The sequence below is a fragment of the Flavobacterium sp. Arc3 genome, from assembly GCF_041431375.1.
GTDB lineage: Bacteria > Bacteroidota > Bacteroidia > Flavobacteriales > Flavobacteriaceae > Flavobacterium.
This window is the reverse complement of record NZ_JASMRI010000022.1, coordinates 28,481-54,322: the sequence shown is the minus strand read 5'-3', so window position 1 is coordinate 54,322 and position 25,842 is coordinate 28,481. Positions and strand designations below refer to the sequence as shown.

The following is a 25,842-nucleotide window of genomic DNA, read 5'->3' as shown; positions in this document are numbered from 1 at the left end:
AACTCAAAAAAAAAATTAATTTAAACAAAAAGTATGAAAACAATTTATAAAAAGTTGTTATTTTTATTACTATTACTGCCTTTTAGTATTCTGGCTCAGAATACTCTTAGTGGAACTGTTCTTGATAAGTCATCAGGGCAGCCCATTCCGGGAGTAAATGTAAATGTACAAGGTAGCACAAATGGCGTTTCAACGGATTTTGATGGAAAGTTTCAATTGCCAAATACTAAGAAAGGTTCTAAAATCGTTTTTTCTTTCATTGGATACAAAAACACAGTCATTAACTATGATGGTCAAAAATCAGTAACGGTTTCATTAGAAGAAGATGCAAATCAATTAAGTGAAGTAGTAATTCAAGTGGGTTACGGTACCGTTAAGAAAAAAGATGCTACAGGAGCAGTAACCGTATTGACATCGAAAGATTTTAATAAAGGGCCTGTAACTTCTGCAGATCAAATGATTCAAGGGAAAGTAGCAGGTTTGCAAATCATCAACGGAGGTGGTTCTCCAGGAGTTGATCCGGTTATTAGAATTAGAAGTGGATCTTCATTATCAGCGAGTAATGATCCATTATATGTTATTGATGGTGTTCCAGTGGCTAGTGGAGGTGTTGAAGGTGGTAAAAACCCATTAGGTACCATTAATCAAAATAATATTGAATCGATTTCAGTATTAAAGGATGCTTCGGCTACTGCTATTTACGGATCACGTGCTTCAAATGGGGTAATTATTATTACTACTAAAAAAGGTAAATCAGGTGAATTACAAGTAAGTTATAATGGAAATCTTCAAGTATCTGAAATTACCAGTAAAGTGGATGCGTTATCTAGTACACAATTTAAAGATTTTGTTGCGGCTAATGGAAATGCAGCTCAACAAGCACTTGTAGGTACTGCTGACACAGATTGGCAAGATGAGATTTATAGAACTGCTATTGGTACAGATCACAATATCGCATTAAGCGGTGGTACTGATAACGTAGTATATAGAGCGTCTGTTGGATATGCGAATCTAAATGGTATCTTAAAAAGAGACAACATGGAAAGAAGTACTCTTGGAGCTAATGTAACAGGGAATTTCTTTGATAAACATTTGAAAATTGAAATCAATAATAATACATCGCTAATAAAAAGTAATTATAGTACTAATGGTGCTATTGGTGGAGCAGTTAGCTTTGACCCTTCGCAACCAGTAAAAAATGCTGATGGAACTTATTTTCAATGGTATAAACAAGGTGATGAAGGAGATGAAATAAATTCATTAGCAGGAGTTAATCCAGTTTCTCAAATTGAACAACAAAACAACTATGGTAGTTTTTATAGAAGCATTGGAAACATTCAGTTTGATTATAAGTTGCATTTCTTTCCAGAGTTAAAAGCGGTAGCTAACTTTGGTTATGATCAAATGAGTGGTAGAGGATATGGAGATAATGCGTTAGATTATCGTAATGGATTATCGGGTTCAGGATATGGCAATACGTATGAAAATATAGAGTCTCGTGACAATAAGTTAATGGATTTATATTTAAACTACAATAAAAAAGTAGATGCAATTGATACACAGTTTGATGTAACAGGAGGGTATACTTATCAAGATTTTAAAGAATCAAAAAATAAATCTTCTTACAATGTGGAAAGAGGTGTTACTAATGTGGAGCTATCTACACCAACACGTATTAACTTACAATCATTCTTTGCCAGAACTAACATTACAATTGCAGACAAATATTTGCTAACCTTATCTTATAGAAGAGATGGGACATCAAGATTTACTGAAGACTTCAGATGGTCAAACTTCCCGGCAGTTGCTGTGGGTTGGAAGTTAAACGAAGAGAACTTCTTAAAAGATGTAGCTAGTATCTCTACTTTGAAACTTAGAGGTGGATGGGGTATTACTGGACAACAAAATATTGGTAACTCATATCCGTCTATTCCTTTGTACTTGGCGTCTAATAGTTCTGCTCAATATCAATTAGGGGATACATATTATACAACATATAGACCAGAGGCCTACAATAGCAATTTAAAATGGGAACAAACAACAACTGCAAATGTAGGTGTTGATTTTGGATTGTTTAACAATAGATTTACGGGTAGCGTTGATGCGTATCAAAGAACTACCAAAGATTTATTATTGTATACTTACAATCCATCTTTCTTTGGTTTCTCTAACCAAGATAATTATAATATTGGAACAATTGATAACAAAGGACTTGAGTTAGCTGCAGAAGTAATTCCTGTAAGAAATGAGAATTTCCAATGGACTGTTGGTGGAAACGTTACTTTTCAAAATTCTGAAATCACTAAGTTAACAACGACTCAAGACAATACTCCAGGTATTACTGATGTAGGAGGTATTGATGGCGGTACAGGAAATTATATCCAAAGTCATCAAGTAGGTTATGCACCAAGTTCATTTTTTGTTTACGAACAAGCTTATGGAGCTGATGGAAAACCACTTGAGGGGGTTTTTATTGACAGAAATAAAGATGGTATCATTAATAGTGATGATAAATACCGTTTTCATAAACCAGCTGCTGATGTGTTTTATGCATTCAACACAAGCATATCTTATAAAAACTGGGATATGGGAATGAACTGGAGAGGATCATGGGGTAATTATAATTATAACAATATCGATTCTAATAAAGGAGTTTACAACAGTGTTTTAACTAGAAGTACTGATTTAAGCAATGGTGTTGCTAATCTTTTAGAAACTGGTTTTGTTAATTCGGATAATTTTCAATTACACTCTGATTATTACGTACAAGATGCTTCATTTATTAGATTGGACAATGTAAGTGTAGGCTATACTTTTAATCAAAAAGAAAATGCTACGTCATTGGTTAAATTAACATTGGCTGCTCAAAATATTTTGGTAATAACCAATTATGATGGCTTAGACCCTGAGATCTCAGGTGGTATTGATAAAAATTTATACCCTAGACCAATTACTTTTACGTTAGGTTTGAACGTTAATTTCTAATACAAATAATAAGAAAAATGAAAAATATATATAAACGATTATTGGGTGTTTCTTTGTTCCTGCTGGTGCTTACTTTTCCATCATGTACAAATGATTTAGTCCAATCTCCAGATAAAGGAGATTCAGTTCCAGGTGAGGAGTTTTTTAGCTCGCCGGAATCGTACAAACAAAATTTAGCAAAACTATATGCTGGTTTTGCTACATCAGGTCAACAAGGTCCTGCAGGAAAAGGAGATATTTCAGGCATTGATGAGGGAACAAGTCAATATGTGAGAGGGTATTGGATGATGCAAGAATTGACAACTGACGAAGCAGTTATTGGGTGGAATGATGGGTCTATTAAAGATTTCCATTCTCAAACATGGAGTTCTTCGGATAGTTTTATTAATGCAACTTTTGCTCGTTTCTCTTTTCAAATTGTAAACTGTAACGAATTTTTGCGTCAGACTACTGATGAGAAATTGGCTGCTAGAGGAATAGATGCTGCATTAAAAGCAGAAATTGCTGTTTATAGAGCTGAAGCTCGTTTCTTGAGAGCAATGACGTACTGGCATTTGATTGATACATTTGGAGGTGGTTCATTGGTTACTGAAGATTCTCCTAGTACTTTCTTTTACCCAGAATATGCAACAAGAGCTGAATTGTACAAATTTGTTGATGAAGAGTTAACTGCTATTACTCCGTTAATGAAAGCGCCAAAAACAAATGAGGCTTATCGTGTAGATCAGGCCGCTGCCTGGATGTTACAAGCTAAATTGTATATGAATGCAAAAGTGTATATCGGTACTGATAATTACGCAGCTGCTGTACCATTAATTACAAAAATTGTTGGTTCATCTTATTCATTGCACAACAATTACAATCAGTTGTTTCTTGCTGATAATGATAAAAATGGTGCGCAAAACGAATTTATTTTTGCTATCGCATTTGATGGTCTTCGTACACAAACTTATGGTGGAACTACTTTCTTAACGCATGCACCAGTAGGTGGAAGCATGAAAGCAGCTGAATTTGGAATCAATGGTGGTTGGGCTGGTATCAGAACTACTGCAGCATTTGTAGATAAGTTTACTGCGAATACAACTGATAGACGTGGACAGTTTTATACAGAAGGACAAACTAAAGAAATTAAGGATATAGGGACTTTTACTGATGGGTACGCTATTCAAAAGTTTAGAAATGTGACTGTAAACGGAGTACAGGGTTCTGATAAGTCTGGGGATTTTTCAGATTCAGATTTTCCTATTTTCCGTTTGGCAGATGCTTATTTAATGTATGCAGAATGTGCTGTAAGAGGTGCGGGTGGAAGTTTAGCAACTGCCACAACATACATGAATGCTTTAAGAACGAGAGCTAAAGGTGCGGCAGTAACTCAAGGGGATCTTAATTTGAACTTTATTCTTGACGAAAGAGCTAGAGAATTACACTGGGAAGGACACAGAAGAACGGATTTAATTCGTTTTGGTAAATTTTCTGGAGGAAGTTATTTATGGCCTTGGAAAGGAAATGTGGCCGGAGGATCTCCAACACAGTCTTACAGAGATTTATTCCCAATTCCTGCAACAGCCCTAGCATCAAATAGTAAATTAATACAAAACCCTGGATACTAATAATTTTAAAAATTTATAAAAATGAAAAATATAACAAAATCAATAATTGCTTTATTTGCAGTAGTTGCTTTGTCTTGTAGTGTTGAAGACGTTCAAGACAGACCTGTTATCGAAGGAGTTGATTCACCAGTACTAACAGCTCCAACATCTGGTGCTTCTTACGTACTTTCTCCTGCAAATGCAGCTGCACAAGCGGAGCGTTTTACATGGAAATCTGCTAACTATGGTGGTACTGTAGAAGTTGTTTACACTGTAGAAATCGACAAAAAAGGAAATGCGTTTAAAACACCTGTAGTATTAGCTTCAAGAAAATCTGAAAACCAAGCATCAGTTTCAGTTGAAACTATGAATGGAGCAGCATTAACATTGAAAAGCACGCCTTTTGCTCCATCTGAATTTGAAATAAGAGTGAAATCTACTGTTGGTACTGAAGTAATGCTTTCTAATGTAGTTGGAATAGTTATTACTCCTTACACAACTGAAAGCCCTAAATTATGGGTTCCTGGTGGATATGCAAAAGCTTCTGGATACCCAAATAATTGGGATCCTGCTACATCTCCAACGCTTTCAGCTTCAGGATACGGAAAAGTAGACTTTGAAGGTTATGTAAATTTTGCGGCTTTTACAGGTGCAGATCAAGAGGATCAATTTAAATTTACAAGTTTCCCAGATTGGAAAGGTGAATATGCTGCCGGAGCTACAGCAGGGACTATTGCTGCAACTGGAGCAAATTTTAAAATTCCAGCAGCTGGTTATTACAAAATTGAAGTAGATACAGAGAAATTAACATACAAAGCTACTCCGCTAGTTTGGGGAATTGTAGGTAATGGTACTCCAGGAGGTTGGGCTGCTGATACTAAGATGACTTATAATAAGGTAGCTAAAACTTGGTCCATTATTGCCACTTTGACAACTCAATCTGCTCCAGATAATGGAATGAAATTTAGAGCTAATAACAACTGGGATTATAACTTTGGAGATACTGGTGCTGATGGTACTTTAGACGCAGGAGGTACTAATATTAGTACTACTGCAGGTACTTATTTAATTACTTTAGATTTAAGTCACCCAAGAGCATATACTTATACTATGGTAAAACAATAATATATTTTATTTTCCAAAAAGGGCTATCTTTTCGATAGCCCTTTTTTATAATTTTTAAAGAATGAATATTATGAAAAAAACTCTACTCTTAATACTGTTTTTCTTATCAATTGGGGCTTTCGCCCAACAACAAACTGTTAGTTATAGCATTAATCCAGCTACTTTCGAAGAAACGACTTCAATTACTATCACCATAAATGGGAGTAGTATAAATGAGTCTGCTTGGGGAGTAACTGGAAATGCTTTGTACCTTTGGGCTTGGGCTTTTGATATTGATGATACGAACCAAAAGGGGACTCCATTAAATGGTTCTTGGACTTCTTCTGACGAAGCAAGTAAATTTTCATATAATCCAGGATCTGATATTTATACTAAAACAATCACGCCTTCTGCGTATTATAATATTACAGGTATAGGAAAAATAGGCTTTTTAATTAAAGCTAAAGATGGTACTGGTGACAAAAAATCACAAGATATCTTAGCAGAGGTTGGTAGTTTTCAAGTGAATTTAAGTTCTCCGGCAGTAAATAGTTCAACGATTATAGCCTCAGGAGGAAGTTTAAATATTGTCGCAAATAATACTAATGGTAATGCCAGTTATAATTTAAAGGCTAATGGAGTAAGTATTAATACAAATACCAGCACTTCAAGTTATAGCTATAACCATACGAATATAAACGCTAATCAAAACTATGAATTGGTAGTTACACAAGGAGCAACAACAGTTAGCAAAAAATTCAGTGTGGTTCTTAATCCAGGTACAATCCCGGCAGCAATGCCTTCTGGATTATTGGATGGTATCAATTATAATACTGCAGATGCTACAAAGGCAACGTTAGTTTTAGATGCTCCGCTAAAAGATTTTATCTATGTAGCGGGAAGTTTCAACGGATGGGAGCCAAATACTAACTATGCCATGAAAAAGGATCCTAGCTCAGGTAAGTTTTGGTTAGAACTAACTGGATTGATATCAGGTACAAATTATACCTATCAATATTGGGTGGTTGATGTCACACCTATCGCAGGAACACCATCACTGGTAAAAACGGCTGACCCCTATTCTACTTTGGTATTATCGGCGGATGATGATCCTTATATTCCAGCATTATCGTATCCAAATTTACCTGTTTATCCAGTAGGTCAACAAAGAGATGTTACTGTTTTGCAAACAGGACAGACTCCATATCCATGGAGTACTGCAACAACTAATTTTGTAAAACCAGAAAAAGAGAAATTGGTGGTTTATGAGCTATTGGTTCGTGATTTTGATGCTGCCAAAACTTATCAAAGTGTAATTGATAGAATGGATTATTTCAAAAATCTAAAGATAAACGCTATCGAATTATTACCAGTAATGGAATTTGAAGGTAATGAAAGTTGGGGTTACAATACTTCTTTTCATATGGCTTTGGATAAGTTTTATGGAACTTCGAGTAAATTCAAGGAACTGGTAGATGTTTGTCATCAAAACGGGATTGCCGTAATTCTTGATGTTGCTTTAAATCACGCGTTCGGAAGAAACCCTATGGTGCGTATGTGGATGAATGATCCTGACGGTGACGGTTGGGGTTCGCCATCAGCTGAAAATCCTTATTTTAATACAGAAGCCATGCACAGTTATAATGTAGGGAGCGATTTTAACCATCAGATGCTTAGAACTCAAAACTATGTAAAAAGAGTAGTCAAACAATGGATAGAAGAATATAAAATTGATGGATTGCGTTGGGATTTAACCAAAGGTTTTACTCAAAACTGTCCTTCAAGTGTTGCTGGTGGTCAAGATAATTGTACAAATCAATTGCAAGCGGACAGAGTAGCGGTATTGAAAACGTATGCAGATTATTCTTGGAGTTTGGACGCTACACACTATACCATTTTTGAGCATTTAGGTACAGATACTGAGGAACAACAATGGGCGAATTATAGAATTGATGATGCGGTTAGCAAAGGGATTATGATGTGGGGTAAAATGACTGAACAATACAATCAGTTGACCATGGGGTATAATTCAGATAATAACATTTCTAGAATAAATAGTACTGCTCACGGATTTACAAAGAATAGATTAATGGGTTATGCAGAGAGCCATGATGAGGAGCGCTTAATGTATAAAAACATACAGTATGGTGCTAATCTAAATGGATACAATGTAAAAACACCAGCTACTGCACTTTCCAGAATGTCTGCTTTAGGGGCTGTGACATTGTTAGTTCCGGGACCAAAGATGATTTATCATTTTGGTGAGCTGGGGTGGGATCTTTCCATTTTTACATGCAACAATGGTTCTGTAAATACTTCTGATGATGCTATTTCAGGAGATTGTAAATTAGACACTAAGCCGCAACCGCAATGGGTGAACAATTGGCTTGGCGATAACAATCGAAATAAAATTTATACCGATTGGGCTAAAATGATTACGATGAAAATTAAGGAACCTGTTTTTTCAGGGACTGCAACCATCAGTAGTTCATCATTAACTCCTACTATTAAAATCACTAATAGTTCATTGGCTTCAAGCCAATTGAAAGATGTTTTAGTGTTAGCTAATTTTGATTTAGCTACTAAAAATGTACCTACTGGTTTTCCTTACACAGGAACTTGGTATAATTTAATGGATAATACCTCGATTACTGTTACTGATGTTAATGCGGCAATTAGTATTCCTGCCGGAGAATTTAGAATATATGGTAATAAGGTCGCTAATTTGGCTATAGCCAATTTTGAAAAAGAAAATGGAATCTATCTATATCCTAACCCTGCAACTAATTACTTCACATTAAATACGGCAGCTTCTAAAGTCCAAATTTATTCTGTCACTGGACAATTGATGAAAAGCTTCAACGGCAATCAGTCTACATCGTCTCAATATAACGTGAGTGATTTAAGTAATGGAGTGTATGTTGTAAAAGCACTGAATGAAAACAATGAGGTTCAAGTGATGAAATTTATAAAAAAATAGTTTTTGATTCTGTTTTAAAAAAGCTGTTGCTTAATAAACTGCCTCCAAAAAGTTAGACACTATTTGGAGGCATTTTTATATAAAAAGAAACTGCTCCATTTATGAAGCAGTTTCTTAACAAATTAAAGCTAATAAAAAATTAAACTTTACCGTTCTTTATTTCTTCCACAATTTCCGGATTCAATAAAGTGGACGTGTCTCCAAAATTAGAATAGTCTCCTTCAGCTATTTTTCGCAAGATTCTACGCATAATTTTTCCAGAACGAGTTTTAGGTAAACCAGATACAAATTGAATTTTGTCTAACTTGGCGATAGGCCCAATTTGGTTCGAAATTTGTTGGTTGATTTCCTTTGTTAGGTTTTCTCTGTCACGAGATTCCCCCGTTTCTTTTAGAATAACGAAGCCATATAGTGCATTTCCTTTAATGTCATGAGGGAAACCTACAATCGCTGACTCAGCAACGGCTGGATGCTCGTTGATAGCATCTTCAATAGGAGCAGTTCCTAAATTATGACCAGAAACGATAACAACATCATCTACACGACCTGTAATTCTGTAATAACCTACTTCATCACGTAAGGCACCGTCTCCAGTAAAGTATTTTCCTGGAAAGGCACTGAAATAGGTTTCTTTATATCTTTTATGATCACCCCAGATGGTTCTGGCAATCCCTGGCCATGGATATTTAATACACAAACTACCCACTACTTGATTTCCTTCTATTTCATTTCTTTTTTCATCCATTAATACGGGTTGGATTCCTGGTAATGGGAGTGTAGCATAAGTTGGTTTAGTAGGAGTCACAAAAGGAATAGGGGAGATCATAATACCTCCTGTTTCTGTTTGCCACCAAGTGTCTACTACAGGACACCTTTTATCGCCCACGTGGTCATTGTACCAGTGCCAAGCTTCTTCATTTATAGGTTCTCCTACGGAACCGATTACTTTGAGGGTATCTAATTTGTATTTCTGTACAAAATCTAAACTCTCTTTTGCTAAAGCACGAATAGCAGTTGGCGCAGTATAGAACTGTGTTACTTTGTGTTTAACAATAACTTCCCAAAAACGACTATAATCTGGATAAGAAGGAACTCCTTCAAAAATTACCGTTGTAGCGCCGTTCAATAAAGGTCCGTATAAAATATAGGAGTGCCCAGTTATCCAACCAATATCTGCAGTACACCAGAATATATCATTGTCTTCATAGTTGAATACATTTTTGAAAGTGTAGGCTGCGTAAACCATATATCCTGCTGTGGTATGTACCATTCCCTTTGGTTTCCCAGTTGAACCGGAAGTGTAAAGTATAAATAGCGGATCCTCGGCATCCATAATTTCTGCCGTATTATTGTCTGAAGCTGCATCTAAAAGGGGTTGTAACCATTGGTCACGTCCTTCTTGCATATTTATCGAGCTGTTTGTTCTTTTTACCACCAAAACGTTAGCAACACAAGGTGTGTTTACCAATGCTTCATCGATGATTCCTTTCAAATCTATCGTTTTGTTTCCGCGATATCCACCATCTGAAGTGATGACCATTTTACAATCACTGTCATTTATTCTGGTTGCCACTGCTGATGCTGAAAACCCAGCAAAAACAACGGAATGGATGGCTCCAATTCTAGCGCAAGCCAAAGTGGTAATAGCCAGTTCAGGAATCATTGGTAAATAAATACAAACGCGATCTCCTTTTTCTATTCCTTGTTCACGTAATACGTTTGCCATTTTACAAACGCGTTCGTGCAATTCAGTGTAGGAAATATGAAGGGCTTCTTCACTAGGGTCATTGGGTTCAAAAATGATTGCGGTTTTGTCTCCTTTTTTGGCAAGATGTCTGTCAATACAGTTTTTGGTGATATTCACTTTAGCATCGACAAACCATTTTATTTCGGCTTCAGCCATATTAAAGTCAACCACTTTGTCCCATTCTTGGTACCAAGTGAAGTTTTCGGAAGCAATTTTGTCCCAAAACTTTCTTGGCTCGCGGACTGATTTTTTATATTCTTTAAAGTATTCTTCTAGATTGTTAATTTTATAGCGACTCATAATCTGTGGGATATATTTAATTAGTTAGTGTGTTATTTTTATTAAAAGTACCGATTTCATATTTTTGTAAGACCTCGGTGATTTCGTCGATGATGGCTTCATCATCGATTGTCGACGGGATTTGAAACTGGTCCCCGTCTGCAATACTTCGCATGAGTTTCCGGAGAATTTTACCGGAACGTGTTTTTGGCAATCGATTTACGACAACCACATTTCTCAAAGAAGCGACAGCTCCTATTTTTTGGCGTACAATCTTGATAATTTCATGTTCTAATTGAAAATGTTCTGTATCGTCGTATAATTTAGTTACCACCAATGCCAAAGGTATTTGTCCTTTTAGGGCATCGTTAATGCCAATAACGGCACATTCTGCTACCGATGGATGCGAGGCAACTACTTCTTCCATTTCGGCTGTCGAAAGACGATGTCCCGCAACATTGATGACATCATCGACTCTTCCGGTGATGTAAATATAATCGTCTTCATCTTTATATCCTCCATCACCTGAAAAATAATAACCAGGAAATTGTTTTAAATAGCCTGACTTAAATCGTGGACTATCATTCCATAAATCAAGTAGCGTTCCAGGAGGTAGGGGTAGTTTTACCACCACATATCCTTGCTGATTTGCTTGCACTTCATTTCCTTCTTCATCAAATATTTTAATGTCGTAGCCACAAACTGCCTTACCTACAGAACCTGGTTTTATTGGTAAAGTTTCAACTCCTATCATATTTGCAATCATAGGCCATCCTGATTCAGTTTGCCACCAATGGTCAATTGCTGGAGCAGGAATGTGTTGGTTATACCATTCTAAGGTGGGAACATCACAACGTTCTCCAGCCAGAAATTGTGTTTTTAAAGAGCTTAAATCATATTTTTTTATAAAATCCCCATTTGGATCTTCTTTCTTAATGGCGCGAATAGCTGTCGGTGCCGTAAACATTGCATTTACTTTGTGTTCGTCAATAATTCTCCAAAAAGTGCTGGCATCTGGTGTTTTTATTGGTTTTCCTTCAAAAATAATAGTACTGTTTCTATTAATTAAAGGACCATAAACGATAAAGCTGTGTCCTACAACCCAACCTACATCTGAAGCCGCCCAAAAAACTTCGGCTTCTTTTATGTTGTATATTTTTTGCATCGAAAATTTTAAGGCAACTGCGCATCCGCCAGTGTCCCTTACTACTCCTTTTGGTTTCCCAGTTGTTCCAGAAGTGTACAGGATGTACAATGGATGTGTGGCGCTAACAGGTACACAGGGCGCTTCTTCTGAGCCATAAATTAATGCATCATAATCCACATCATATTTCTTAAATGGAACTCGGGCTCCTAATTTTCTATTGAATACGATTACTTTTTTTGGTCTGTGGGAAGCCAGTTCAATAGCCTCATCCACTAGTGGTTTGTAGGTGATTAGTCGGTCCACTTCTATTCCAGAGGAGGCGGTTATAATCAATCTAGGTTTGCAATCGTCTATTCTTATCGCTAATTCATGTGGGGCAAAACCACCAAAAACCACGGAATGGGTTACGCCAATTCTAGCACAAGCTAACATTGCAAAGGCTGCTTGGGGAATCATTGGCATGTAAATTATAGCGGTGTGTCCTTTTTTTAACCCTAAGGATTGCATCCCTCCAGCGAGTTTTGCTACTTCGTTTTTTACTTCAGAAAAAGTATATTTCTTTACAGTTTGGGTTACTGGGGAATCGTAGATAATTGCCACCTGATCACCGTAGCCATCCTGGATGTGCTTATCGAGGGCGAGGTAACACATATTTAGTTCACCGTCCTTATACCATAGTGGATAACCGTTCTCGTCTTCTGACAAAATGATTTCAGGTTTGTTGTACCATTCTATTGTGCCTGCTTGCTCCTTCCAGAATTTTTCAGGTTGAGTGATGCTTTTTGCGTAATATTCATTGTAATTCATAATAGTAATATCTTAATTATTGAATTAATTCTTGTACTTGTTCCACTAGTTTTTTTATCGAAAAAGGCTTTGTGACATAAAGATTAGCTCCTAATGATAGTCCTTTTTCAATGTCCTTCTCCTTGTTCTTTGCTGATAGGAAGATGACTTTGCAATGTTGTAATCGTTCGTCTTTTTTTATTTGTTCCAATGTGGCAAAACCATCAACCATGGGCATCATGACATCTAGAATGATTACCTCTGGTAATTGTTTATTCAGTATATCTAATGCTTCTTGTCCGTCCCGTGCGATGAAAACTTCAAAATTATTCTTCTTGAATGTATATTCCAGAGACATAACAATATTGGGCTCGTCATCTACAATTAAAATTTTCTTCATCTCTGTTGGTTTTCAGTTGTATTATAATTGGGTAATGTAAAAATAAATGTAGCGCCATTTCCTTCGGTACTTTCGACCCAAATACTTCCTTTATGGTGTTCTATAATTTGTTTGCAAATCGCAAGTCCTAAACCGCTTCCTATAGGTTTTTTTACATTCTGATTTCGAGATTGATAAAATTTATCAAATATGGGCTCAAACTCTTCTACCTTTATTCCTTTGCCATTATTATGAACGCGGACAGCTATGTCTTTGGTATTCTCAGTTACCGTAATCGTAATTTCTCCATCTGTTGTAGGACAAAATTTTATGGCATTTGATACTAAATTATGAACAACCTGAATGATTCTTTCCTCATCATAAAAGGCTTTTGTTTCTTCTGAAGCGGCATTAAATATAATAGTAATGTTTTTGTTATTTATTAACTGTCTTACTGAATCGATCGTATTTTTTATGGTTTTTGAAATGTTATTTTTTGACAAGTAAATTTTATGCTTCCCTGTTTCAAATTTTTCTAAATCCAGTATTTTATCAATCAGACGATTCAAACGATCAGACTCTGATATAATACTTTTTAGAAATTGTTTTCTTAATTCATTTGGAATTTCATCATCGTCATCATGCAGGATTTCAGTTGCCGCACGTATTGCAGTAATAGGCGTTCTCAGTTCATGCGTAACAGTATCCAGAAATTCATCTTTTTGAATGTCTTTATTTATCAATTCCTGATTTGCGTTTTTTAACTGATCTGTTATTTTCTTTAACTCATTTGAAGTATCGGTCAATTTTTTGTTGATAATTATGTTTTCTTTTGATTCCTCTAGAATGCGCAATACTTCAGGAAGGCTAATTTTGTCTTCTTTAATTACGCTTGAAATTAAAATTTTGGCAGAAGCCGTACCAATATGACCAGTCAATAGATTCTCTGCAAATTTTATAAATCGGGCATCGGCAGTAGTAATGTTTTTGTCGATACTGTATTTCAAGTTAAAAATGTTTAAGGCGCGTTCTGTTCTTTCCTCACCCAAGAAACGGCGCAACACTTTTTGAATATCAGAGATGTAGGCGGTTCCTTTCCATACAAATGCATTCTCGTGATTCGTGATGTATTTATCAATGTCCACAAACATTTCAGCATAGTTGCGCTCTCTGTAATTTCCTTTGAAACCCACTGAAACGGCGAGGTAACTCATCGAGTTTAGCAACAAACTCCAAAAAAAGGCATGTTGGATAGGCTCTAAATAATCCAGTCCAAAAAGCTGAAAAGGTTTTAATATTTCAATTGCCCAAGGTCCTTCTTGAATGAATGTGCTAGAAGAAGACGTGATTCCTATAGCATACGGAAGCAATAAAGTGTAAAAACAAACAAGGAAACCAAGAATAATTCCTGTTACGGCCCCTTTTTTAGATCCTCTTTTCCAAAATAAAGCACCAAAAAAAGCAGGTGCTAATTGCGCAATAACTACAAATGAAACTAGACCTATTGAAACTAATGAGTAATCTAAAACAAAAAATCTATAGATAAAATAAGCTAAAATAATCAATGAGAAAATAGCAATTTTCCTAGAGTTCAATATTCGTTTGTTGTTTTTTTTCTGCGAAGAGTTCTCTAACGAACCTACAAATCCATAAGGAATTAATAAGTTGTTACTAAGCATAGTGGATAAGGAGATTGACGAAACAATAATCATGGAAATTGCAGCCGAAAACCCTCCTAGAAATACTAAAACGGTAAGAACGTTGTTGTTGAAAAATTGTGGAATTAATAGCGAATAGGTATCTGCATTTAAGCCCTGTCCTTCAAAAAGAATGTTTCCACCCCAAGCGATAGGAAAAACGAAAATATTAAAAAGTAATAAATACAGTGGAAAAATCCATATTGCTGTTCTAATGTGTGTTTCCTTATTGTTCTCGACAATAGCAGTATGAAATTGTCTTGGTAATAGAAAAATAGCAAACATGGACAAAACACAAAGAAAAAACCAGTTGATACCTTCTGTTAATCCTCCAATAGTATTTTTTTTGTCAAAATTATCAAGTAATGCTGCTTTAGCATAGATGTCATCAAAGCCATCAAACACAAAGTAGGTAACATAAATACCTATGATTAAAAAGAAGACTAATTTTAAGATAGACTCCATCGCAACAGCGGTAACGATTCCGTGTCTTTTTTCGGAAGCATCTACATATTTTGTCCCGTAATAGGACGCAAATAATGCGAGTGCGATGCAAACGTAAGTGGTGGTATCACTAAAAATATTAGAACTCGACTGCGTATTAGTTACAATATTAAAAGTGTCTGAAATGGATTTTAGTTGTAAAGCAATGTACGGTAAAATACCAAAAATACATACTAAGGTTACTAGTGCACCCAGAAATCTACTATTTCCATAACGCAAAGAAATAAAATCAGCAATACTGGATATTTTGTTTACTCTTGAGATGCGTACAATTCTTTTAAGGATAATCATCCAAGTTGGAATGATGATAATTGGACCTAAATAAATAGGCAGGTAGCTTAGACCTGATTGTGCAGCCACGCCAATACTTCCATAATAAGTCCAAGCCGTGCAATATACAGCTAAGGAAAATGAGTAGATATACGGATTAGTAGTCCATTTAGAATTACTCCTTTTTTCTGCCCAATGCGCTATGTAAAAGAGGATAGATACATAGAGCCCTAAAATCAATATAAGACCAATACTACTCATAATATTTTTTTATGATTATGTATGAGATCGCTATAGAGAACAACCATGCCGAAAAGATATACACGTAGATAATTGGAAAACCAAAGAGAGACTTTGAATTGTCAAATAATAGCAATAGCGGAATATTCAGTGCTAATACTAAAAGCATTGAGAGGATAACCAACTTTTGTTCGTGTCTTTTTTTCATGGTGTTAAATAATACAATCTCTACAAACAAATGTAGAGATTGTATAGTTTAAAAATATTTTTATAACCTATTTAATAATTTCTAGTGTGTTGCTTCTCCAGCACCAGAAGGAATTCTAATATGCTCTACGATATCTTGAACATCTTGTGGAGGTTCTGGTGTGAAACTTTTGACAGCAAATGCTACGGCAAAGTTTACAATCATTGCTATGGTTCCAAAACCTTCAGGAGAAATTCCGAACCACCAGCTTTCTTTTAAGCCAGCAACAGCATCTTTTCCACCATCAAAAAGTCCAAATTTGAATTTCAACATGTAGAAAAGCATCAATAATAGCCCGATAACCATACCTGAAATAGCGCCTTCTTTATTCATTTTTTTGTCAAAAATACCAAGGATAATTGCAGGGAAAAGAGAAGCAGCGGCTAGTCCAAAAGCGAGCGCCACAACTGCGGCCACAAAGCCTGGAGGATTGATGCCAAAATAACCTGCAATAATTACAGCAACAGCTGCGGCTCCACGAGCAGCCCAAAGTTCTCCTTTTTCAGAAATATTAGGGTTGATCATTTTTTTGATAATATCATGAGACACAGAAGCTGAAATTACTAGTAATAAACCAGCAGCAGTAGATAAGGCAGCAGCTAATGCTCCAGCAGCAACTAATGCAATAACCCAGTTAGGCAAGTTGGCAATTTCTGGATTAGCAAGAACCATGATATCTTTATCGATAATCAGCTCACTACCTTTATTTCCTTTTGCTTCTTCCGCTGCTAAAAATGCAGCGTCTTTAGAGTTGTCATTATAATATTGAATTTTTCCGTCTCCGTTTTTATCTTCAAATGTCAATAGACCTGTTTTCTCCCATTTAGTAAACCAAGCTGGCATTGAAGTATAGTCTTTTCCGTTAACAGTTTCGATTAAGTTTGTTTTTGCAAAAACAGCAATTGCTGGTGCAGTAGTATATAATATGGCAATTAAGATCAAAGCATATCCCGCAGATTTTCTGGCATCTTTTACTCTTTTAACGGTAAAGAAACGTACAATTACGTGAGGTAATCCTGCCGTACCCACCATTAAGGCTAATGTGATTGCAAAGACATCTATCATTGATTTTGTACCATCGGTATAAACTGCAAACCCAAGATCTGTAGAAAGACCGTTTAATTTGTCAATTAAATAAGTGTCAGTTCCTGTGATTGTTGCTCCCATTCCTAATTGTGGAACTGGGTTTCCTGTCATTTGTATCGAAATAAAGATAGCTGGAACCATGAAGGCAAATATTAAAACACAATATTGTGCTACTTGGGTATAAGTGATTCCTTTCATTCCTCCCAGCGTGGCGTAGAACAAAACAATTACCATTCCTATGATAACACCAGTATTAATATCAACTTCTAAAAATTTAGAGAATACGAGACCCACACCACGCATTTGTCCAGCTACGTAAGTAAATGAAACAACTAGCGCACAAACGACAGCAACGGTTCTAGCACTATTAGAATAGTAACGCTCTCCAATGAAATCCGGCACAGTAAATTTCCCGAATTTTCTCAGATAAGGTGCAAGTAGAAGTGCTAGTAATACATATCCACCAGTCCAACCCATTAAATAAACGGCACCGTCATATCCATCAAAGGAGATGATTCCGGCCATAGATATAAAGGAAGCAGCACTCATCCAGTCAGCGGCCGTAGCCATACCATTTGCTAATGGTGAAATTTCTCCACCAGCAACATAAAATTCTTTAGTCGATGTCGCACGAGACCAAATTGCAATCCCGATATAGAGCGTAAATGTTATTCCAACGAGTATATAGGTCCAAGTTTGTAAATCCATGATGTTTTATTTTTTTATAGTTTTTAAATTATTCGTCGTAACCGTATTTTTTGTCTAGCTTGTTCATTAGTCGAACATAGACAAATATCAGTATGACAAATACATAAATAGAACCTTGTTGTGCAAACCAAAAACCAAGTGGGAAGCCACCTAACTTAATGGAGTCTAATGCAGTTTTGAAAAGGATTCCTGCTCCGTAGGAAACAGCAAACCAAATGCTTAATAATATCAGAAGGTATCTTAGGTTTTCCTTCCAATACGCAGTTGCGTTGTCTTGTTTATCGCTCATGATAGTTGTGATTAAAAAGTTAATAGATTATAGGTAAATCATTGCTTGCAGCGTAAGTGTATTTACTGCTTTGTTTGTAGCATATTTTAAGGTTTGGTATTCTAAAGTCAGTTTAGAATTGTGACCGCTAAAAAATGCATTTGCTCCAATGCCAAATTGAGAAGCATTATCGTTTATGGCATCTATTTGTCTTTCATCGTAAGATACATACGGCTGAAAACGAGTTTTTGATTTTCCAGGAAGAACATAACCCAGATGTGCATGAACCATTGATCCAGTTTCATAAGTTGTTCCTAGTCTATAATCTTTTCCGTAATCGGTGTTTTGATATAAGGCATAAGCAGTAAGAGCGGCGCCTTTTGTCCCTACTGGCACATCGTAAAAAGCATCTAGTCCAAAAATTGTAACGTTTTCTCCGCTCAAATTTCCAGCGGCATCAGCTATAACGGAACCATTAGGGTGTGAGAAGAAACCAGCTCCAATATTGAAGACCTTTTTTGTTCCTAAGTAAGTACCTACTTTATAAGGTAAAAAGTTGCTTTCAGAATCTAAAAAGCCATATTCAAAATAACCAGCGTATGTTCTTCCTGCTTCTTTTGAGCCTAGTAATCTAGCGCCAGTGTAAGTTGCTGCGCCATTGTTTACAGGTACTGTAGAGGCTTGTAAATTATTTGTAGATGCACCGTTTATGGCAACGCGATATTGAAATTTACCAAAAGCACCTTTTGCGAATGCTCCAATATGTCTGGCAAATTGATCAGATAAACCAAGAGTTGCCCATGCTTGTCTTTGGTTATCCAGTGTCATTAGGTTTAATGTGCTTTGATTATTTAAACGAGAGATTCCGTTCCAGTAATGTAATCCTCCTCCAACTGCATTGTCCTTTCCAAGACTGTATTGCACATAAGCATCATGCATGAATAGTTGGGAACCATCCCCTTTTCCTGTTGGACTCATTGTATCTACGTTTAGGCTGTTAAGTCCAAAATGAGTTATAATTAAAAAGTCTTTATTAATTTGCGCGTAAATCAATACACGTGCCCTTCTTACGCTGAAGTCCAGATCAGCTTGTTCATTGCCGTTACCGTCAAGTGGACGGTCAGAATTGTATTGTCCCCAAATTTGGGCCCATGACAATACTCTAAGGTACTTTGAGCCATCCTCATTAAGATTAAATTTCATTCCGGCTCCATAATCAGGAGAGCCTTGTGAAAAGCCTTTTAAAGATAAAAGCAGGACTGCTGCGATCAAATAAACTTTTTTCATAATAAACTTTTAGTTTGGTTAGGAGAAATGGTTAGTTTCTAGGGTACCAAAGTCTAATTTTTTGTTAAGAAAAAAAAGTAAGCTATATATAGATGTAAACAACTATAGTTAATCTTTAAAACGTTCCCATTTTATAAGCATGAACTTATCCCCGAGCTCGGTTATTATCATACCTGCTCCTGATAGTAAATCTTTGTTTTTGATGTATTCGACTAGTTCTAAGTGATTAAAAATCTTATAAGTAGGGTGGTAGTTAGCGTGAGATGGTTTTTTTATATTAAAAGACTTTACCCAGTTACTAACAGTTACATGCGATACCCCAATAATACGCTCAATCTCGCGATAACTCAATCCTTCGAGATATAGTTGGAGTGCCTTGGTGACATAGTAATCATCTATCTTTTTTCCGATTTTGTTAACAGTAAAAAAATAATTACATTTTTTACATAAATACCTTTGTTTGTTGTTGATTACGCCACTTTTTATGATGTGGTTTCCTTGGCATTTTGGGCAGGCTAAAATCTCCATGTATATAAAATTTGCATAAATATAGTAAATTAGCAATTATGTTTAAAAGAATAATGTAAATAAAATGCTTTTAATTTATAGATAACTTATTTTTAGTGTTGATTTGTTAGGGTTTTGGCACTTTTAAGCGCGATTTACCTTTATTTTTTTTACAGTTTAATTAGCCTTTAGTCAGAACCTTGTCTATTTTGTGTAATTTTAGATATCAATAATAAGTTTATGAAAAACTCAATAGCAGAGCGAATAGCCGATTTTTTAAAAAAACACCCTCCTTTTTTAAGTCTTAGTATGCCTGATTTGATTGTGATTTCTAAAGAATCGCAGGTGGTTTATTTGGAAAAGAATCAGGTGCTTTTTAATGTGAATGATCAACCGCATCCCTTTTTTTATATTGTTAAAGACGGAGCAGTGGGTTTGTCGATTTCTTATGACGAAAAAGAAATTCTTATCGATAAATGTGATGAAGGTGATATTTTGGGACTCCGACCTTTTTTTGCCAAGGATAATTATTTGATGGACGCCATGGCTCGAGAAGAAAGTTTGCTCTACGCGATTCCTATTGCTGTTTTTAAAAAGTATGTTTTTCAAAATCGAGAGGTATCTGAGTTTTTATTAGAGAGTTTTGCTTCTAATACACGAAATCCCTACGACAAAGAAAATAAGGGAAAATTGATTTCAGAAAATATAATCTATAATGAACAAGATGCTGTAATTCAGTATTTCAAACCTATTTCGCATACTGAAAATCCTATTACAGCTAACGGAAAAGAAACCGTAAAGGCCATAGCTGAAATTATGGTAAAGTATAAAATAGGCAGTGTTGTTATTGAAGAGAATCGATTGCCAATAGGTATTATTACCGACAAAGATTTACGTTCTAAAATTGCTACGGGAATGTTTTCTATAAATGATAGTGCAGACCAAATTATGTCGGCACCCGTAATTACTGTAGCGGTAAATCGATCTGTTGCTGAAGTCCAGTTGTTGATGATGCAGCACAATATTGGGCATTTATGTGTGACGTCAGATGGTACGCCAGCGTCAGAAATCATAGGAATTATTTCTGAACATGATGTTTTTACTGCGCAAGCGAATAATCCAGGAGTACTTATAAAACAAACAAAACGGGCAAACACAGCAGAAGAGCTTAAAGGGATTAGAGAAAACCTAACGCAATTAATTCAGAATGCTTTGGATGAAAATATTCCTATTGGTCATATTTGCCAGATTACAGGGGAGATTAATTCAGCTATTACAAAAAGAGCAATTGAGTTGTCTGTTTTAAAAATGAAGCAACAGCCTCCTGTTCAATTTGCATGGTTGAATATAGGGAGTCAGGGAAGAAAAGAGCAATTGTTATTGACAGATCAAGACAATGCTTTGGTTTTTGAAGATGTAGCTGCAGAAAAACACGATGAGGTTAAGAAATATTTTATTCAATTAGCGGAAAATGTGACCAATATATTAAATGTTGTTGGCTACGAATTTTGTCCTGCAGAAATGATGGCGAGTAATCCATTATGGTGCAAGTCTGTAACTGAATGGAAGGATCAATATGCTACCTGGATCAATAGTCCGGGAGAGAAAGGGATTTTAATGTGCTCCATATTTTTTGATTATGACTTTGTTTATGGCAATAAAGAGTTGGTTGATTCAATCACGGAGGCTATTTTTAAAAATGTAGCTAACAATCAGATTTTCTTTGCATACTTGGGAGGTGATGCTATGAAAAACCCGCCTCCACTTGGTTTTTTCAGGCAGTTCTTAGTAGAGAAAGATGGCGAACATAAAGATAGTTTTGATGTTAAAGGCCGTGGCTTAATGCCTTTAATTGATGCTGCCAGATTGTTGTGCTTGGATCAAAAAATCACAGGAACAAATAATACTCTCGTACGATTTAAAGAATTGGCAGCTTTAGAACCTCAAAATGCTGCGATTTACGAGGCTTGTTCTGATGCATTCTCTGTTTTGCTAAAATTTAGAACCGAAGAAGGTTTTGCAAATAATTCCGGTGGAAGATACCTGGATTTAAATAAATTGTCAAAACTGGATAGGCTAAAACTTAAAAATGCTTTTCAGCCGATTCATGATGTACAGGAAATTCTCAAAACCCGATTTCAACTCACTTATTTTACGTAAATGAAGCTATTCGATTGGTTTAAAAAAGATACGAAAGTCTATCCTGAATTTTGGAAAAGCTATTTGTCCTGTTTTGACTCTAAAGTAAAAAATGATTTAGAGCGGCGGCTTGTGGCTTTTGATACAGAAACTACAGGTCTGAATTATAGAACAGATGTGATTCTGTCGATTGGTGCTGTTGGTATTTATGAAAATACCATTAGCGTAAACGATTATTTAGAACTGTTTTTGACGCAAGATATTTTTAAGAAAGAAACAGTGCCTATTCATGGGATTTTAAAGGAGGGTAAGGAAGTAAAAATTGCAGAGACCGAAGCAATAATGGAATTTCTCGCTTTTATAAAGGATGCGGTACTTGTGGGTCATCATGTGAGTTTTGATGTTAAAATGATAAATGAAGCATTAAAACGGATGGGGCTGGGTAAACTCAAAAATAGAAGTATCGATACTGATTTGATGTATCAAAAATTTAAAGGACTGCAGGAAGATCAGCATACTGGTTTGGATGAATTATGTGGGATTTTTAAAATTCAAAAAAGTGATCGACATACGGCAATTGGCGATGCGTATATAACAGCATTGGTTTTTTTGCGACTTAAAAACAAATGGAAGCAGTAGTATTGTTTATAAAGTTTAAATCATAAGTTTGATAATGGGCATATTCAAAAATTTCGGGGATTTCGGATGGACTTGAAACATGATGATTCGGAATATGATTTTAAGTCACACTGTTATTTAATTATTGTTTTTGTTGATGTTTTACATTAAAATTAGTTTTTAATTGTAATAGTCACACTAGGATATTAATATACTTGTATAGAACTGTAGTCATTAATTGTCTTTTTTTGTTATAGATAAATTTCGAAAATATGAAGGATTCCCAAAATTGGACGCTGTATATCGGTATAATATTAGTCTTATATGCTCTAGTTATTTTGTTTTTTGTTGTCAGAGGCGCTTTAAAAGCAAAAAGTATTTCTGATTATGCGGTGGGTAATATGGGCTTCCCTTCGTGGGTCGTTGGTTTGTCATTAGCTGCTTCGATGACAAGTGCGGCTACTTTTGTAATTAATCCAGGGTTTATTGCGTTGTACGGGGTTTCCGGATTCATTTCATTTGGAATTGTAATGCCAATAGCGGCAATTATTTCTCTCATCGTTTTTACCAAAGGCTTTGCAAAATACGGTAGTAAGGTAAAAGCAACTACGATGGCACAATGGATGGGGAACCGTTATAATAGTAATTCATACAAGTTTTTCTTCGGTGTTATTGCTTTGTTATTGATTACTTTTGTTGTTCTAATTAATGTTGGTTTAACACAGGTAATTTCTAAATCACTACAAGCAGATCCCTTTTATGTCTTAATGGGAATTACGATTTTTGTTTTCGGCTATATGATGTTTGGAGGAGCTAATTCTATGGTTTACACCAATACTATCCAAGCGATAATAATGCTCATAGTGGCTATTATGATGCTTTACTCCGGAAGAGAGTTTTTTGAAAATGGCATTTCAGGTTTTATAGATCAGCTAAACGCGATTGACCCTAAATTGACACAAACAACAAATGAAAGCAGTTTTTTGTTTAGGGATTATTTCGAAATTATTTTTGCACAAATCGTGATTGGGGTAGCCATTGTTTGTCAGCCTCATATTATTACTAAGTCCTTGATGCTAAAAGATCCTTCTAAAGTAAATTTATACTTGCTTAGCAGTATATTTTTTATGTCGATTTATTTTTTGGTTGTGTTTGTGGGGCTATACGCGCGACTAACTTTTCCTGATTTAACTGTTGATGGCAAGCCTCTAAAAATGGATGAAATAATTCCTACTTATGTGGTTACTAAATTCTCTGTAGCTGCAGGAGTATTGGTAGTTGTTGGGCTTATTTCTGCTGGCTTATCTACTTTAGAGAGTTTGATTCAGTCATTATCCATTACAATTACAACAGATATTATTGGAACAGTAGCTCCAAAATCGAAAGAAAAATCATTTTTAATCAATAAGGTGGTAATTGTGTTGCTAGCCGTTGTTAGTTTTATTTTAAGTTGGGAACAAATTCAACATCCAGCATTAAGTGTCGCTATTTTTGCTCAAAATGGAGTTTATGCTTATTTTGCTGCAGCTTTTGTTCCAGTTTTGTTTGGTACATTTTTTAAAGAAGTGCCTATAAAAGTGGTTTTTACCGCTAGTGTAGTGGCTTTAGTGTCCCATTTTGGAATTTATTATTTACGTATCACACCTTATATGCAAGAGACTGTAAATAATCCTGGAGTATCAGCAGCGATTGCAATTTTGACTTCCTTATGTACTGGATTGATTTTTTATAAATTAAGTAATAAAACTGCCAACATATGAATACCTTAGACTGGATTGCGAAATGGGCTGATTATACGCCTGATAAGATAGCTGTGACATCATATGATGATCAGGAGAGTTACACTTATGCGGCTATTCATAACTATGCTAACCATGTAGTAAACCATCTAATTAGTATAAATATTCAGGAAGGAGATCGAATTGCTGTTTTAGCAGAGCACGGCCCTTTTTATCTCGTGCTTTTTTCGGCATGCCAAAGGTTAGGCGCAATACTGACCCCTTTGAATTATCGGCTTTCAGAGGCTGAAATCAAAGGTTTAATAGCCGATTGTCGTCCCTCTTTATTGATTTACAGTAAAGCCCAGGAGGCAAAAGTTAATTTTGGGGCATTAAATATTCCTTTTTATGATGTTTCGGAATTGACGGTTATTTTCAAAAGAGAAGAGCAATCCGCTTTCGTAATTAAAAAAGAAATAAAAGAGAGTAACCCGCTATTTCTTTTTTATACTTCAGGAACAACTGGAATGCCAAAAGGTGTTTTGTATACCAATAAAATGTTGTTTTGGAACAGTTTGAATACCTCAATGCAATTGGGAATCACTTTCAAGGATTCTACTATTAATGCGCTACCGCCGTATCATACTTCAGGGTGGAATATTTTTATTACTCCTTTATTGCACAAAGGGGCACACATTGGGATGGTAGAAAAATTTGATGCTGAACGCGTTTTATATCTTTTGGAAGAGAATAAAACAACTTTGTTTATGGCTTTGCCAACAATGTTGACGATGATGCAGAAAACCGCTATATTCCAAAAAGCAAAATTAGCCGATTTGCGATATATCATTTCGGGAGGAGAAATGGTTAGTTTTGAATTGGTTTCACATTGGAAAACAGAAAAAAATATTGATATTAGACCTGGTTACGGCTTAACGGAAGCTGGACCAAGCATCACTTCTCTCCATCATGAAATGGCGTTATTAAAACCAAATTCTATTGGTAAACCTAACTTTTATCTTTCAATTAAAATCATAGATGAAAATGGAAAAAGGCTCAAAGAAAATGAAATTGGCGAGTTATGTATTCAGGGAGATATTATAACTCCTGGATATTGGAACAACTCAGTAGCTACAAGGGATAAAATTAAAGACGGCTGGTTACATACGGGTGATTTAGTGTACAGCGATTCTGAAGGATATTTGTACCTAAAAGGGAGAAAAGATGATATGTATATTTCCGGCGGAGAAAATATCTATCCGCAAGAGATTGAGTTTTGCATAGAAAAATTAATAGGTATCAAAGAAGCTCTGGTTTTACCTGTAAAAGATCAAAAATGGGGGTCATGTAGTATTGCTTTTGTGACATGTAATGATGCGTTACTTACGAGTGAAAAGGTCCATGATTTTCTCAGCGCTAATTTAGCAGATTACAAACACCCGAAATACATTTTTATCTTAGATGAAATTCCGCTGACGAGTTTAGGTAAAGTCTCGCGTAAAAAACTATATGAATATTTTAACTCATTAATTCCAAAATCATGATCAAAATGTATTT

Annotated in this window: 16 protein-coding genes; 8 read left to right on the top strand and 8 right to left on the bottom strand. The window is 35.6% G+C overall.

Annotated elements, in window-relative coordinates; translation table 11 throughout:
- The first annotated feature begins 33 nt into the window (after positions 1 to 33).
- The 4 genes from QO200_RS15070 (at position 34) to QO200_RS15055 (ending at position 8,658) form a co-directional block, all read left to right on the top strand.
- Positions 34 to 2,985, top strand: a complete 2,952-nt coding sequence (locus tag QO200_RS15070; RefSeq protein WP_371541544.1) for a SusC/RagA family TonB-linked outer membrane protein — start codon at positions 34 to 36, stop codon at positions 2,983 to 2,985.
- Positions 2,986 to 3,002: 17 nt separating this feature from the next.
- Entirely contained in the window at positions 3,003 to 4,595 is a 1,593-nt protein-coding gene (locus tag QO200_RS15065) for a RagB/SusD family nutrient uptake outer membrane protein (RefSeq protein ID WP_371541542.1), read from the top strand.
- Between the two features lie 21 nt (positions 4,596 to 4,616).
- Entirely contained in the window at positions 4,617 to 5,699 is a 1,083-nt protein-coding gene (locus QO200_RS15060) for a SusE domain-containing protein (protein WP_371541539.1), read from the top strand.
- Between the two features lie 70 nt (positions 5,700 to 5,769).
- A complete protein-coding gene (locus QO200_RS15055) occupies positions 5,770 to 8,658 on the top strand; it encodes an alpha-amylase family glycosyl hydrolase (RefSeq protein WP_371541537.1) in 2,889 nt (962 codons plus the stop codon).
- Positions 8,659 to 8,797: 139 nt separating this feature from the next.
- On the opposite strand, the gene acs is transcribed toward QO200_RS15055, so the two are convergent.
- The 8 genes from acs to QO200_RS15015 form a co-directional block, all read right to left on the bottom strand.
- Entirely contained in the window at positions 8,798 to 10,705 is a 1,908-nt protein-coding gene (gene acs, locus QO200_RS15050; RefSeq protein ID WP_371541534.1) for an acetate--CoA ligase, read from the bottom strand.
- Between the two features lie 16 nt (positions 10,706 to 10,721).
- Entirely contained in the window at positions 10,722 to 12,638 is a 1,917-nt protein-coding gene (locus QO200_RS15045) for an acetate--CoA ligase (protein WP_371541532.1), read from the bottom strand.
- 16 nt (positions 12,639 to 12,654) lie between these two features.
- A complete protein-coding gene (locus tag QO200_RS15040; protein WP_371541529.1) occupies positions 12,655 to 13,017 on the bottom strand; it encodes a response regulator transcription factor in 363 nt (120 codons plus the stop codon).
- The gene (locus QO200_RS15035) at positions 13,014 to 15,728 is read right to left on the bottom strand and encodes an ATP-binding protein (RefSeq protein WP_371541526.1); all 2,715 of its coding nucleotides are present in this window, start codon (positions 15,726 to 15,728) and stop codon (positions 13,014 to 13,016) included. Before QO200_RS15035 ends, QO200_RS15040 begins: the two co-directional genes overlap by 4 nt.
- Positions 15,729 to 15,996: 268 nt before the next feature.
- The gene (locus QO200_RS15030) at positions 15,997 to 17,748 is read right to left on the bottom strand and encodes a sodium:solute symporter family protein (RefSeq protein WP_371541524.1); all 1,752 of its coding nucleotides are present in this window, start codon (positions 17,746 to 17,748) and stop codon (positions 15,997 to 15,999) included.
- A 28-nt stretch (positions 17,749 to 17,776) separates the two neighbouring features.
- Positions 17,777 to 18,037 carry a DUF4212 domain-containing protein gene (locus QO200_RS15025; protein WP_187009457.1) on the bottom strand — a complete coding sequence of 87 codons (261 nt, stop codon included), beginning with the start codon at positions 18,035 to 18,037 and terminating at the stop codon, positions 17,777 to 17,779.
- A 27-nt stretch (positions 18,038 to 18,064) separates the two neighbouring features.
- Complete coding sequence (locus tag QO200_RS15020; RefSeq protein WP_371541521.1) at positions 18,065 to 19,303, bottom strand: hypothetical protein; 1,239 nt, start codon at positions 19,301 to 19,303, stop codon at positions 18,065 to 18,067.
- Between the two features lie 108 nt (positions 19,304 to 19,411).
- Positions 19,412 to 19,831: a helix-turn-helix domain-containing protein gene (locus QO200_RS15015; RefSeq protein ID WP_371541518.1), complete on the bottom strand. Its 420-nt coding sequence runs from the start codon at positions 19,829 to 19,831 to the stop codon at positions 19,412 to 19,414.
- A 219-nt stretch (positions 19,832 to 20,050) separates the two neighbouring features.
- Between QO200_RS15015 and QO200_RS15010 the strand changes: the two genes are divergently transcribed.
- From QO200_RS15010 to QO200_RS14995, 4 genes are all read left to right on the top strand, one after another.
- Positions 20,051 to 21,970 carry a DUF294 nucleotidyltransferase-like domain-containing protein gene (locus tag QO200_RS15010; RefSeq protein ID WP_371541515.1) on the top strand — a complete coding sequence of 640 codons (1,920 nt, stop codon included), beginning with the start codon at positions 20,051 to 20,053 and terminating at the stop codon, positions 21,968 to 21,970.
- The gene (locus QO200_RS15005; RefSeq protein WP_371541513.1) at positions 21,971 to 22,588 is read left to right on the top strand and encodes a PolC-type DNA polymerase III; all 618 of its coding nucleotides are present in this window, start codon (positions 21,971 to 21,973) and stop codon (positions 22,586 to 22,588) included.
- A gap of 251 nt (positions 22,589 to 22,839) precedes the next feature.
- The gene (locus QO200_RS15000; protein WP_371541511.1) at positions 22,840 to 24,327 is read left to right on the top strand and encodes a sodium:solute symporter; all 1,488 of its coding nucleotides are present in this window, start codon (positions 22,840 to 22,842) and stop codon (positions 24,325 to 24,327) included.
- The gene (locus tag QO200_RS14995) at positions 24,324 to 25,829 is read left to right on the top strand and encodes a class I adenylate-forming enzyme family protein (protein WP_371541508.1); all 1,506 of its coding nucleotides are present in this window, start codon (positions 24,324 to 24,326) and stop codon (positions 25,827 to 25,829) included. Before QO200_RS15000 ends, QO200_RS14995 begins: the two co-directional genes overlap by 4 nt.
- The last annotated feature ends 13 nt before the right edge of the window (positions 25,830 to 25,842 follow it).